The sequence below is a fragment of the Pseudochrobactrum asaccharolyticum genome (assembly GCF_003314995.1).
In the GTDB taxonomy this organism is placed as follows: domain Bacteria; phylum Pseudomonadota; class Alphaproteobacteria; order Rhizobiales; family Rhizobiaceae; genus Pseudochrobactrum; species Pseudochrobactrum asaccharolyticum.
In genome coordinates this window covers 41,744-56,035 of sequence record NZ_QNRH01000004.1, presented here as the reverse complement: position 1 = coordinate 56,035, position 14,292 = coordinate 41,744, and the positions used below count along the sequence as shown (strand labels likewise).

The 14,292-nt window shown below is 59.4% G+C and carries 5 protein-coding genes; all 5 read right to left on the bottom strand.

Annotated elements, in window-relative coordinates; genetic code table 11:
- Positions 1-2,547 carry a PD-(D/E)XK nuclease family protein gene (locus DFR47_RS11490; RefSeq protein WP_113944574.1) on the bottom strand — a complete coding sequence of 849 codons (2,547 nt, stop codon included), beginning with the start codon at positions 2,545-2,547 and terminating at the stop codon, positions 1-3.
- A 124-nt stretch (positions 2,548-2,671) separates the two neighbouring features.
- Positions 2,672-4,753: a BREX system Lon protease-like protein BrxL gene (brxL, locus tag DFR47_RS11485; protein WP_113944573.1), complete on the bottom strand. Its 2,082-nt coding sequence runs from the start codon at positions 4,751-4,753 to the stop codon at positions 2,672-2,674.
- 7 nt (positions 4,754-4,760) lie between these two features.
- Positions 4,761-7,268, bottom strand: coding sequence for a BREX-1 system phosphatase PglZ type A (gene pglZ / locus DFR47_RS11480; RefSeq protein WP_113944572.1), 2,508 nt, complete (start codon positions 7,266-7,268; stop codon positions 4,761-4,763).
- The gene (gene pglX / locus DFR47_RS11475; RefSeq protein WP_113944571.1) at positions 7,261-10,752 is read right to left on the bottom strand and encodes a BREX-1 system adenine-specific DNA-methyltransferase PglX; all 3,492 of its coding nucleotides are present in this window, start codon (positions 10,750-10,752) and stop codon (positions 7,261-7,263) included. The genes pglZ and pglX overlap by 8 nt, the downstream gene beginning before the upstream one ends.
- Positions 10,752-14,291 carry a BREX system P-loop protein BrxC gene (brxC, locus tag DFR47_RS11470; RefSeq protein WP_113944570.1) on the bottom strand — a complete coding sequence of 1,180 codons (3,540 nt, stop codon included), beginning with the start codon at positions 14,289-14,291 and terminating at the stop codon, positions 10,752-10,754. The genes pglX and brxC overlap by 1 nt, the downstream gene beginning before the upstream one ends.
- Between the last annotated feature and the right edge of the window lies 1 nt (position 14,292).

The window sequence follows — 14,292 nt, the reverse complement described above, 5'->3', positions numbered from 1 at the left end:
TCATTCCTCCTCGAGCGTGCGGATGAAGGCGGTGACCAGGGCCGAGCCATCGGTCAGCGCATATGGGGTGAAGCCGGCTTCTTTCTTGAAGAAGGCCGCATCCTCAGAGGTGTTCAGCACGACCCGTCCTGCACCAAGTTCGGCCAAGCGTTCCGCCAGCTTGGCTACCGCCCCGGCATTCACCGCATCGCCCATGTCGCGGGCGGGCGAGCCCTCGGGCAAGACCAGACCCGAAGTCAGCAGCCCGCCATCATTCATCAGGTGATAGGCGACCGCCACCTTGCGGCCGATCAGCGGGTCCATGCCGTCACCCTCGCGCCGCATGGGCCGCGCTATCATATCGGCGTAAAGCCCTGCCTGCAGATCCCAGCCCGCCTCCATCCGCTGCCGTCGGCCCTTGGTGCCGCTTTTCTTGTGATCGATGATCAAGAGTGCACCATCAGGCAGTTCAAGGATCGCGTCGGCCTTGCCATGCAGATTGATGCCATGCGCCTCACCGGCCAGCCAGATTTCATTGCCGATGATCTTGGCATTGAGCGCCAGCAAATGGTCGCGCCAGCGCAGGGCCGCCGCCATGATCTCACGCTCCAAACCGTGGCGCTCCATCTCCCATGACGGGCTGCGCAGATAGCCCGCGTGACGGGTGAGCGCGCGGTCATAGGCCTCGGCGATCAGTTCTGCCAGCGCCTCGGTTTCCGGGAACGGCTGATCCTTCAGGAAGACATGCTCAAAGACATCATGGGCGATATTGCCCCTTGCCATCACGTCGAGTTCTTCGGTCGACCAAGACATATCCTCGGCCCCAACCTCGGCCAGAAGCCAGGCGAGCGGGCTCACAAGCAGCGTCTCGAGCCGTGAGGGCGATTGCGGTTTGGCGGTGCCGTCATCGCGCCGACGAAAGGACAGAAGGTCATGCCCCGGGAAAGCAAGCTCCTCAGGCAATTCCGCGGGTTCCGGCACCGGCATCAGATGGTGATACGCAATCGGCCATTCCGCAGGGCTCTGACGCGACAGATCGGTGATCAGATCGCTGGCATCCTCAACGCCCGCCACCGCCCGCGCCACCAGCGACAACCCGGCCGAAGGTTGCAAGCGCCCGCCCGCCAGATCGCGCCATGGGATGAGGAAGGTGACGCTGCCGGAAACCGCCTGAAGCTGTTGATCAAGTAACGCGAGGCTTTGCGCCAGCCCCTCGGCCCGACCGCGAAGGTGAACGCCGGTTCCCGCGTGTATCGCAGCGATCTCGCTGTCAAGAAACAGCGGATTGGCACGCGGGCGAGTCGGGTAAAGCCCGTCGGTGAAATCGCTGACGATCAGATGGCGGCATGGGCGCCACGGGCTTTCATGCGCGGACCAGAGGCTGACGCCTTCAAGATTGCGGTCGGGGTCCGCAACCATGGGCGGCGCGATCTGAATGCCACGCAGGATTATCTCCCAATCCGGCGTGCCTTCGCCGGGGGGGACAGTCAGCCGCGCGCGGACCTGATCGCCTTTTCCGATCCGCTCGCAGATCCGGTCCAGCAGGAATCGCAGCTGCGGCAAGCTGCCGGCCGAGGCGCGGATATCGTCCCACAGTTCCTTATGTGCGGGCGTGTCCGTGAGGATGGCGCCTCGGAAATCGCCACCCATGAGGCTTTCGGCAAGATCGCGCCCGGTCTGTGCCGCCCAGGGCATCAAGGGAGAAAGCGCGAGGCTCGCCAAGACCATAGCCGGAGTTGGCGGTCGCTTGGCCAGCGCCAGATGTAGCGCGGTCTCGCCAATGACATCTCGCTCGGGTAATTGGCCCGGAAGGCCCGAGAGCGGCACTCCCTGGGCTGAGAAAGCGCGCGCGATCTGGCGCAGTTCATCGCCCGACAGCACGGCGATTTCACGGGCCGAAACGCCGGACTCAATCAGCGCCCGGGCTTGGGCGGCGGCGAAATCGGCGCAGGCGGCGGGATCGCGCAGACCATAGAACGCGAGGCTGTCATCCAGAACCCCGGCCTCGATATCCTGCGCTGAAACACCGCCCTGCAGCGCGTGCAGGCGGCTGCCGATTGCGGCCCGGGGCGTATAGGCGCTTGCGGGAACAGTGCCGAACTCGTCCCGCAACCGGGCAAAAAGCGCCTGCAGCGCCGCAGGAGCTAGAGGATCCAGCGAACCTTCAACCACCGGCAACGAGCCCAGGAACGACCCATGCGGCAGGGCCAGCACATGGGAAATCGGTGCCAGCCCCTCTGGCAGCGCATCCCCCAACCTTTGCCACAACGCGACCAGCGCCAAGAGATGCCGCTTGGCGCGGCTGTCTGGCAGGTGATCGACGTTCGGCACCTTCAGATCCGGCGTGGCCAGCACAAGATCCGTCAGCGCGGCGGTCACCGCCGAGATCGTCTCGACAGGCGCATTGGCAAGACTTTCGGCCCAGACCGGGTCAGGCGCCTCGGCAATGGCACGCCCCGGCGCCCATTCGGCAGAAATGGGGGCAAGGGACAATTCGGCAAGACCGGTATCGGTCAGGCGGTATTGCAGGCCGGAGCGCGGATCAGTGACGAGGAAGGGGTAGTGCATGAATGGCCTGCAATCTGCGGATCAGGAAAACTGTAACGAGGATGAGGGCTTGGGCATCGAGGTCGACTTCTTTCTTCCCGCCGAGCGCGTAGCCGAACCTGCACCGTCAACACGGTCGACGAAGCTAAAGGTTCTCGACATAAGTCACGTAGAAACCACGGACCATCCGGTGCTCCTGCATCCGTTCTCCCAGCGAGAAACCGTTCATCTTGCGAGGCGTTGGCTGGAAAATATCCAATCCGCGATCCAGAACCATCTTCCAGCCAGTATCCGTCGTGATGTCGCGTGCATGGAGAGTGCCGCTCCCATCGAAGGCCCATGTGAAATCGACGCCCGTGCCTGTGCAGGCTTCAGCAATCCCGTCCAGGCACTCTCGCTGCTCCTGAATGTTCCCATCGTCCGGAGCCGTGACAAGATGCACAGCGATCTGATCTTCAGGCTGTTTGCGCCTGATCAGCATCTCGATCAGTTCCATCACGTTGCGCGCCTGATGGAACTTTCGGATATAGGGGTCTGTGATGATGATCCGCGTCGCGCCATCCGTCCAAGGACCAAAGATCTTGTCGAAACTGATGCCCTTGCGGTTTTCTGTGAAAACGACATGTCCGGGAGTTGGGGGTGAGTGCGGGGCAGCGGCAACGGCAGGTGCTGCGGAAGCAGCCACCGTTGAGACCGGCTCTGCCGGTACCAACCCAATCTCTTGTTGATTCGTACCTTCACTTCCATCGTCGGTTGATCGACGGTGGTAGAACTGGGGGAACTCCTCTTCCTCCAGCGTGGCGACGGCGCGCTTTGCGCCATCCGATGCGATGTAATGGAAATCTGCTGCCTCAAAGGTGCTGTCGATCCGCAGGAGCTGATCCTTCACCCGCTTTCGGCATTCAATCGCAAAGCGCAGCAGTTCTTCAACTTCGGCTTCTGTCTCGCCTCCATTCGGGAAGATCAGCTTCAGCAGACCTGACATGGTCTTGTTGATCGCCGCACGGTCCCGGATATGGGTCTGAACCGGAATGGTGAAATAGCGATCTGGCCGGTGCGAGAAGTCCTCCGCACGCAGATGGCGCAGGATTTCGGCGAGATAGTCAACAATGAACCCATAGCCAGATGTGAACATCTCACCCCGGATGATGTCGACCTCCCATCCGGGCAGATAGGCATGCAATCGATCAATAAAGGCGCTGTCGTGGAACTGCGGCGGCAGAGCTTCGAACAGGTCCGTATTTTTCAGCATCCAAGGCACGTTATGGTCCGTGTTGCCGACGAAGGCGAAGCTGGCCTCGGCGCCCATCGGATTTACACCACGAGAGAACTGCTTGTTTGCCATGTAGTTCTTCATGATATCGACAAGCGCCTTGTTGGCCGTCTTCTCGCGGCCGGCAAATTCGTCAAAGGCCACGACATCCCAAAAGCCGACCAATCCGATCCGGCCATTGGAATTGTTCACGAAAAGCTTGGGAACCGTGATTTCACCGCCCGAGATCAGCTGACCATGTGGTGAAAACTCGGAATAGATATGAGATTTTCCCGTCCCCTTGGGACCAAGCTCGATGAGGTTGTAGTTGCGCTCAACAAATGGCACCAGGCGCAACAGTTGCAAAAGCTTTGACCTGCGCCCGAACAGTGACGGATCAAAGCCGATGCTCTGCATCAGCAGATCGATCCATTCCTCGGTGGTGAACTTATCCCGCGTCTCGCGATAGCCGTCATAGTCCACACGGGCGATCTGGATCGGCTTCAACGTGTCGATGATCCAGGGGGAGATCCGGCTGTCTTCCGAAAACTCGTACTGCACATCGGCGATGCACCAAATACCCGTAACCAGCAGTTTCGGGTGCGCCTTTACCGTGGCGCTGTCGATGGCAACCCGCTTGATACCGAGGTTTTCAAAGACCGCCTCATAGGCATCGGTCTTTTCATTCAGCGCCACGCTAACCTGATCGATGACCTTGTAGCGGCCACGCTCCTTGATCGTTGATTGTACCAACCCCGCTTCGGAACGATGGACGTAGTGCTTGCGCAGGATGTCCTTGACCGTTTCGATGCCTGTCGCAATCGAGGCTTCGTCATCGGTCGCGCAATACTGGCCGAGAAGGTATTCGAGCACATAAGTGGGGACAATGGCGTTCCCCTTCACGGCCTTCACCAGGTCCTTACGGACCACGAAACCGGCAAAATGCTCATTGATCTTGTCATCAAGGGTCGACATCGGCACCTCAGAAATCGAAATCTGTACTGATCCCGCGTTTCAGCAGCAGCGGCTGCGAAGCGTGATCTTCGAAATGGCTTGTCTTACCAATGCGCGTACGCAGCTTCAGGAAGACTGTCTGATTGTTATAGGCGTCTGCCGCCTTGGACAGCAGAAAGCCCCGCGATAGCTCGCGCTCACGCGGGTTCTCGGACGCGAAATCGAATTCCAGCTCGGCTTCGTCAGAGATGAGCGTTCCATCGTCCGCAAAGATGGCAGCATACACCTGTCGGGGCTGCTGCTTCTCGGTCACTGGCTCCGCCTGATAGAAGGTGATCTGGATCTGACCCGTGGTGATCTGGGCGCGGGCTGGCGGAATAATCTGCACCGATACCTGCCCGACATCCTCCTTGCGCTGCTTGCCGACACGCAGGACCGGCAGGACGATCTCTTGCAGGCTCGCCCCGCCATGGACAAATCGGCTGCCTGATCCCTTTACGCGCAGGCGGTTGATCGAGTTCGGGATCAGGATGTCCTGATCACCCTCCAGGCCAAGCTGAGCAGCCGTAAACTTCTTCATGCCACCGCTGCTGCTGAGGCCCCGTCCGATCACATAGCGCCGGTTGCGTGTAACGATGTCGCCTTCCGGCTCGCTCAGCGCAAAACCGCTCTCTTCCAACGCCTTGTGCTGCCACAGAAACCCGTGGTCGGCGGTGATCAGGATGTTCGAGAAATTGGCCGAGGTCAGCTTGCGCACCAGCTTCACCAGATCCTCGATGGCGGTCTCTGCCGCTGCGGGAACATTCTCCTCGGTGGCGAGCTTGTCGCCGATCGCGTCAATCTGATTATGGTAGAGATAGAGGATGTCATGATCGCGGAAGAGGTCTTTGCCCTCTGACGATCCAAGATTCATGAAATCCTTCGCCGCCAGAACCTTTACTCGGTCTCCAGCCCGGCCCGCTGCCAGCGCCTTTTCACGGGCGGCGGCGCCCATGGTGCTTTCACCATCCAGAAGCACCAGATCATTGTCATCGCGGATCGCCAGTTGCCGGTGCGGCAAGAGCGCCGCCATGCCGAGCTGGGTATAACTGGGCAAGGCCCCGATCATCGGCTTCAGATCGGCATCAAACCGGTTGAGCTTGCGGATCTCGCGCAGTGCCTCTTCGGCCACCTCATAGCGCAGCGCGTCCGAGATGATGACGACGACCTTCTGGTCCTTGCGCCTGAACTCTGCCGCCTGTTCGCGGTAGAAATCCACCTGCCGCGGGAAGCCCGGAATCGCCCAATCCGTCAGGCGAGCAACCTGATCCTGCCAGGCATCGTTCAGCTTCAACACGAAATTCGTGGTGTAGCGATTTTCGACCGCCTCATAGAGGGCGGACAGCAGGCCCGACTGACCGCTTTTCTGCATGTGATAGATGAACTTGCGATAGAGTTGATCCAACCGGAACCAGCTTGCGGAATAGCGCTTTACGCCATCAGACAGGCTGGTCATCGTCAGGTCGGCTTCGGCCAGAGCCTGCTGGAACTCGGTCGCATAGCCGATGGCCTGATAGACATCGGCGTAACGGCCATACCAATGGCTCTGGCGGCGGTCGCGCGCCCATTTCAGTACATCGGTCGCCGGCAGGCTCTGCTGGGCCAGCCCGTCAACGATGGCGACAACGATCCGCCGGTCCACTTCCTCGAAATGGTCGTGCGGGATCAGGGCGCGGAAATCCCGTGATGCCAGATCGTCCCTGATCTTCAGCACATCCTGATAGTCTCCCGACAGCTTCTCGAACGCCTCACCCCACCGGCGCGAGGCGCTCCAGCGGCGGAACATCAGCGCGGCATCGGTGTTCAGGGGGGCAGCTTCTCCCATGGCCCGCGCCCAGGCGCTGGAAAACAGCGTGATGGCGAAATCCTGAAAATCCGGCGCATCCGCCGCATAGCCATAACGCGCGGCCACTTCTTTCCAGAAGAACTCTGCCAGCTCGACCCGATCCACCAGCTTCAGCGCGTCATCACGGCCTTCGGCCAGTTCGGCCAGCAACGCCTCGATCACCGTATCGAGATCGCCATCCGCACCAGCGCAGACGGCCAGCATCTTGCGGCGGACATCGTTGGCGCTTTGCGAGGGCCGCTCGCGCTCGATGGCGCGCAGCGCTTCCAGCCGCTTACCCGAACGGTAGAATTCGGTGTGATCGCGCACGGCTGCCTCATACTTCGCCGGAATGCCAAGATCAGCCACCCAGATCGCTGCCTGATCGGCACGGAACACGGCGCTGGCCAGTTGCACATCCAGCAGCCAGTTCTCGGGCATCGGCGGCTCGGGGCCGTCTTTATATAGCAGGAACCGTGCCTTCGGCTCCTGCCGCAGCATGCGGTATTTCAGGCCGAATTCATTATTGGCGATCTCCACCTTGGTCACGCCGGGCAGGTCAACCGCATCGAACGCCCCGCGCAGATCGCGGGCGGCGTCATACCAGAAGACGGTGCGATGGCCCTGATCCTCATAGAGCCGCATCAGACCGGCGGTGATGCGGTCAGTCATCCGCAGCCCCCAGCCCCTTGATCGGCTTCAGCGCACCGGCGAACAGCGGATAGTTGCGCTTCACCCCTTCATCCAGATCGATGGCGATCTTCTGCTGTGCCATCGGATAGACGACTTCGCGTTCCCATTCGGTCAGCTCAGCGATCTGCTTGATGACCGTAGCCGTTTCCTTTTGCGCCTTTGTCTGCTGGGCGGGCGTAGCCGCAGGATCGACAGCCAGCTTTTCCAGTCGAGCGCGCTCTACCTCCAGCTTGTGGATGAACTCGCGCACATATTGGTTCAGCACGACCGAGACGGTGTCGGGCCGGTAGCGGTGCATATAGATCAGCGCGTTGAAGCTGCCCTTGGGGCTGGAGAACATCCAGTAGATCGGGCGCTTTTTGTAGCGGCGGACATGATAGTCGAAGAAATCCTTCGTGAACCAGCGGCGCAGATCCTTGCCGAGCGCCGCCTCAATAAAGGCGAGGTTTTCGCGGAACTTCGCCTCGCCAAAAGTCACGCGCAGGAAGTCGCGGGCGCGGGTGACGATGTCATCGGCGAACCAGTCGGCATCCAGCACCGGGATGACATTGTCACGGTCAGGCGCGAAGGTCGGTTCCGGCACGCAGGCCAGATACTCCTCCACCCCCTCTCCCTGATTGGCGAGGATCAGGCCCGGCGCGCCGAGGCTGTAGCGCCCGAACATGCAGCCCACGGCATAGTGGAGGAATTCGGCCACCGTATCCTCACGCAGCCGCACCTCGCGATCCTCCTCCGAGGACTTCATGCCATAGCGATAGGCCGGGTTGCACGTGAGGGTGATCTCCTCGATCGGCACCTCGGGGGTGAGTTCATCAGCCAAACCATAGGCGTCGATGAAGACGCGGTTGTTCTCTTCCTCCAGCCGCTGCATCTCGTCCGTCGTACCCTGCCAATGGGCGCGGAGGGCGACGTAAGTGGCAGCGAGCGTTTCTCCCCGGTGGTCGGGGTGGAGCAGCGGCAGCGTTGTGAAATCCCAGGAGGTTTCGAAGGTGTCCCAATCTATTTTAGACAAAGTACACAAGCGTGTCACGTTGTCAGACGTCGGACCACTAACCCGAATTACAGGGATCGAAGAAATATTCCCAACTGTATAGTTTAGAGTTGGAGAAAGAAGACCAATAACCCCAAATACAGCCTTCGAATTTAGTAGGCCGCAAATTTCATCGAGCGGCACACTTGAAAATAAGCACAAGCCTCCAGTATCAAATGCAAATCCAGAACCAAATCGCCTAAAACTCGGATAGCCAGAAGAAACTTTTGACCATGTCACCCCTGGCAGGAAATAGTACTTCTCCCCTCTCACAAATGAGCCGGCATAATTCTTTACATCCCTTCCGTTATCCTGCCAATTAATTACATATTCGTTATTTCCATACCACTTTCTGTACTCGCCGCCCTTATTGTATGGAAACCACTTCTGCCTTCCACTCAATAAACTTCTGTCTTTTGTATTTTGCCTGCTAAAATCTTCCGCGGAAATCTCAGTCCAAAGCTTGAGAAACCGACCCACATCACCCGTCGTTGTTCCTTCCACAACATTTGATATCTCGCCGAGCTTTGGATTGTCCGCAAACATCCGAACCTGCTGATGCGATGCCCAATAAGAAATCGGGCTGCCCGGAATTTTCTCAAAATCCTCGGCCGAGGCGCGATAGAACCAGCCGCAGTCCGGGTTCTGGATCGCCTCCAACGCCTTCGGCCCTTGATTTACCGCGCCTCGAAAATCAGACAGCTTGATATATCCGCCTTTCAATTCGGGATGATGGATATTCGTCAGCGTGAAGGTGCAGATAGGAACGGTCGCACCATCAAAACCCGAATACTCAAGCTGAATCAGACTCGTGATCGTCTTCTGATCCAGCAGGAACAGACGTAATTTTTCATAGGATGAAATGAACATCCACACGAAGGGCGTCATGAAGCCAAGCTGTGCCTTGGGAAGCGCCATAATGGTATTACGCACGATGAAGGCTGAAAACAGGTCTGATTTCACATCGGCATAATTCAACTTGAGATAATCCCCAAGCGCCCCATTCATCCCTTTCCCGCCCATATACGGCGGGTTTGCCACCACCACATGATACTTCGGTGACAGGGCCTCGGCCATGCGCAGCACGGCCACGACGCGCTCCTGCACCTCCTTCAGCAGCAGGTCGGAACCGAAATCCCGCGCCTCAACCACCCGCAGCGCCTCGGCCGGATCGCGCAGTTTCGGCACGATCAGTGAACCGAAGTTCTTGGCCTGCTCGAACTGCCCCAGCGTCTCGCGCAGGTCATCGGTGAACAAATCCTTGCCCACCACGGCGGCTACGTCTTGCATCTCGGCAGGCGTGAAGCGCACGTCTTGCAGCACGACAATGTCGGGCTTCGCCTCCATCCGCAGGAACCGCCGCCTCCCCAGCTTTGCCGCCGCCTTCATTGACAGCGCGAACGCCGCCAAGGCACCGGCGCGGTCGTCAATCTCGATGCCGGTCAGGTTATGCTTCAGGATCAGGCCGGGGATCTCGGCCGAGTCATGGCCTTCCTCCGCATAGATTTCGTAGAGCAGGTCAAACGCATAGGTCAGCATATGGCCCGAGCCACAGGCCGGATCGCAGATGCGGATATCCTCGGGCCGGGTGATGCGCAGAAAATCCGTCTCCGGCTCTTCCGGCGCGATGTAATAGTCCATCTTCGCCGCCAGCTTCGATTGCGGGCGGTTCAGCAGCCACAGCCGCCCCAGCGAATTTTCCACCAGATAGCGGACGATCCAGTGCGGGGTGAACAGCTGCGTCGCGGCGGGGATATTCTCCGCCGTGATCTTCTGGTTCTTTTTCAGGCCGGCAAAAACCTGATCCTTCTTCTCGCTGATATAGAATTGGTAAAGCCAGCCGATGATCTCGACATCCTGGCAGGCCTCTTCCGTCATCACCTCGCGCAGGCGGGCAAGGATGCTGTCCGGCGACAGAAGATCGTCGGGCATCAGCAGTTCGGTATAATCATCGGCCCGGTCGAGCATATCGGCGCGCTCGAACATATAGGGCATCGCGCCGTGCCATTCGTTGCAGGCATGGATCAGCAGCAACCGATAGGCTTCGGCCTGCCCGTCATGGGCGGGGCGGGTGCCGTTCAGATATTCGGCAATCTCGGGCCGGGCGCGATTCGGCAGGTTGCCCGCCATCGCCTCGGCGAGAATCTCGGGCCGGGTAGCGCCATCGGCAGGCGATACGACGCGCGGGTTGGTCAGGCCTGTTGCATCCATGAAGCGCAGCGCGGTGAAACGATTGAACCATGTATAGGCTGCCTGTTCGATCACATGGGCGCGGCTGCTGTTGGCTGCGGCTTCCAGCTTGGCAATTGCCTTGGGATGCTCGCGGCGGGTCGGTGCGCCCTCGGCCAGCACCATGTCCAGCCGGGCGGTGACCTGATCGATCAGCAGGTTGCGCGCGCTTTGCGCAAATTTCTTCAGGGCGTTGGTATCCATCAGACAATCACTTTCTTGCCCGCGCCGATCTCGGCCAGCAGAGTCTTTTTCATCTCATCGAGGTAGCGGGTCACATCGTCCTCGTCTTCGAGATAGGTTTTCGCAAAGGGGACAGTGATCGACTGCGCCTTGATATATTGGGGCTTTGCAGGGGGTGGCGGCACATATGGCGCAGGCTGAGGTTCGGCTACGCCACCGGTAGGTTCGAGTTGAGGCGTGGGAGTCGGCGCCGGTGCAGGCGTCAGTTCGGCAATCCGCGTCAGCGTGTCGGCCAGAAGATTGGAACGCACTTCTGTCGCTCGATGGCGCAAGGCCGGGATCAGAGTTTGCGAGGCCACGCTGGCTTTCTGCGCGGCAAGCTCATCGCGGATACGTGTCTGCTGCTCTGGCGGGAGCGCTCGGAATTCCGAGGTCTGGGTGGTTTTCTCGGCCACTTCTTCAATCGCGGCGATGACGGCGTTGCGCTCGGCCAAAACCGTTTGTTCGATGCGTTCCTTCAGCGCGTAGAAATCCGCCTTCAGTTCCTGAATCGCGGTGCCTTTGAAGCACTGCGGATCGGCCAGCGCGTGACGCAGCGCATCGGCGGCAGGAGCGTCGGCAAAGATAACGTTTTGATCCTGTGCTGCCAAGAAAGCGCGCACCTCGTCATAGATGCCCTTCTGCGGCCCGGACATGAAGCTGCGGGCCTTGTCGAGGATATCCTCCTTGGCATCCAGAAGCTGGTCTTCCTGCCCCAGCGGGCCGGTAATGAACCAGGTCGCCGGCTGATCGCGCATGCTGTCGAGCAGGATCCGCAAAGGATCGAGAGCTGCAACAAACGGGTAGCCAGTCGCCTGCCGGCCAAGCGCCTCCAGTTCGCCGGTCAGCTTGCGCAACTGCGCTTGCCATTCCGCACCAAGACTGCGCGCGTCATTCCCCGAGGCGGGTAGGTCGAACAATGCCTGAAACAGTTCGCGTGATTTGCGGATCTGGGCGGCAGTGAACTCGATCTGCGGAGAAAGCAGAATATTGCCGAGGGCATGGCTGTTGCGCAGCCCCTGCACCAGCGCATCCCCTTCCAGCAGAGCACTGTCGGCCCGTGCCTCAAGCTTGCCGCGCGCGACAAGGCTTGCGGTCAGGCACAGTACCGCAATGGGAGGCCAGCCATAAGGTTTGGCGCCGAACTTCTCGACCAAAGCCTTGACCGAGACGCGCGTGCCAAGACGCATCTGGGCCTGAGCGTGATTCAGCACGTCCTGCTCGGCTTCGGTCAGACCGCTGCCTTCGCCGCCGAAAAGCCCGCCATCGATACGGCCGGCACGCCCAAGATCGGCTTCGGTGTAGGTGGCGCCGCGCAGCACAGGCAGGCTGGTATAGACCTTGTCGACCAGGACCTGGAAACCTTTGACCAGCCGTTCCTGCGGGTCTTCGCCTCCGATTTCCAGCTCGGCTCCACGCACGAAAAGGCGAGCATCCGCGATCAGAGTGCGGAGACGCTGCACCAGTTCCTTTTCGCGCCGCGTATTCTGGTCACGCTTTTCCGCAATGATGCGATCACGACCGGGCTGAGCGTCACCGCTGGTGACCTGACGGGCAAATTTCACGGTCTGGAGCCAGAGGACGAGATCGCGCGTGAAGCGCACATCACGTCCCAGCAGGACAACCATCTCATCGCTTGCCATGCTGTTCGAGCGAACCACATCCGGCGCGTCGGAATCGTCGCTGAAGGGTGAGATGATGTTCACCGACAGCTCATGCTCCCGGTTCAGGCTGTGCCCGTCGAGCTTGCGGGTAAAAGCATAGTCCACACTGGTGCCGGCATGCTTGATCTTGCTGTGACGGAGGATCGCTCCAAACGCCAGTTCATCGAGCTGCCGTTCTATCTCGGCGGGATCGACGGCAATCGCCTTGATCTCGGCCTCGACGTCCTTTTCTTCATTGGTGAGGAATTCATAGACCTCGCCGTTGCGCTGGATCAGCGTCTGACGCTCCAGAAGCGACAAAGCCTCCTCGATATTGCGGCGCTGCTCGGTCTGGTCCGCCTCGAACCGGGACAACAGGAGGATCGATATGTTGCGGGCAGTCGGCTTGAATTCCTTGACGTATTTCACAAGGAACAGGACTTTCAGAACCCGAACGGCGAAATCATCGCCAAGGTTCTTCTCGGCCAGCTGGATCGACTGCTGAACCGAGGATTTGAGGGCAGTGCGAATCCCCTCGAACATCAGGTCGAAGGTCGCCAGCCCCCCGACTGGCGTATCCGCCAGCTTCTTGGCCACCTCCTGAAACACCCCCAGCATAGAGCGCTCGCCGACCGAGCTGTGCTTGCCCTCAAACGCGTTATGCTGCGAGAGGCCCATGATCGCGCGCTGGAACAGGTCATACTGGTAGTTCGGGAACGGGTAGCTCGCGACGAACTGGTCTTTTCCGGAGAAGTTCCTGAACTTGAAGGAATTATCTCCAAAATCGAACAGGGTGCGCAGGTTGTTCTCCTCAGCATCGTAAAGATTGCCAAGGGTGATCTGACCAGCCTCGGTCTTAGCCAGAAGGCGGCGCTGGATGACTTCGGCCACATCCTGGGAATTCAGAGGCATCCGGTTGGCGAAGCGTGCCTGGATTTTCGAAAAGTCATTTTCTTGCTGCGCGGTCAGATCCCCGATAACCGAACCCATGTCCTGCTGGGCAGTGACAACAATCCAGGCCTGCCCCTTGCACTTAGTGTTCAGGCTTTCGGCAATGGTTTGCAGGTTCGTCATGAGCTTGACGTTGTCAGCGATATACTGCCCCACCTCATCGACGAAGAAATTCAGCCGGAACTTCGGTCCCTGCGCATCGATCCATGACTTCACCATATTGGCAAAATCTTCGATCGAGACCTTCGTATCCTTGCGATACTGACCAAGAATATCCTTGACCTCATCGCCCGTGACCTCGGCAAAGGCGGCGGCAATGTGCTTGCCTTCCATCAGAGCCTGTTCGCGCCCGCGCTCCCAAGGCTTTCCGGAAGACTGCGCAAAGGCCGCTTTGAAGGCATCGAGCTTGCCGCGGCTGTCGAGATCACGCTCGAACTGCGCGATATGCGGGAGCTTGCCATAATAGCCGCACATCTCGTCAAAGACCTTCTGGAAGACGGCCAGAAGTGCATCGACATCCGTCTTCGAGATCACATCCGCCTTCTGGTCTATATTGAACAAGACCGACCGGGACGGGATCGACACTGCCTTGCGCAAGGCCCCCGCCAGCATCGGGTTGCCCGCGAGCTTGCGCTCAAATATCTCGATGGCGTGCTGCCCCTCGACCTCGTCGTTCTCCAGCAGAAGAGCGAGCATCTTCAGCAGGTGAGACTTACCTGATCCGAAGAAGCCCGAAATCCACACGCCGTTCGCGGTATCGTAATTGTTGTAGGCGTCGAGGAATTGCTCCAGTCGGGCGCCGATCTCGTTGGTGATGACATATTCATCAAGCTCGGTCAGGAGGCTGGCCTTGTCGTCAGCCTTGATCACCCCATCGATCGAACGGTCGACCGGCTTGGCAAAGATATCACGCAGAAAAGTAGCCATC

Bases quoted from the DNA above. Each gene is read 5' to 3' on its own strand.
- DFR47_RS11490 (WP_113944574.1), bottom strand. From the start codon at position 2,547: ATGCACTACCCCTTCCTCGTCACTGATCCGCGCTCCGGCCTGCAATAC.
- brxL (WP_113944573.1), bottom strand. From the start codon at position 4,753: ATGTCGACCCTTGATGACAAGATCAATGAGCATTTTGCCGGTTTCGTG.
- pglZ (WP_113944572.1), bottom strand. From the start codon at position 7,268: ATGACTGACCGCATCACCGCCGGTCTGATGCGGCTCTATGAGGATCAG.
- pglX (WP_113944571.1), bottom strand. From the start codon at position 10,752: ATGGATACCAACGCCCTGAAGAAATTTGCGCAAAGCGCGCGCAACCTG.
- brxC (WP_113944570.1), bottom strand. From the start codon at position 14,291: ATGGCTACTTTTCTGCGTGATATCTTTGCCAAGCCGGTCGACCGTTCG.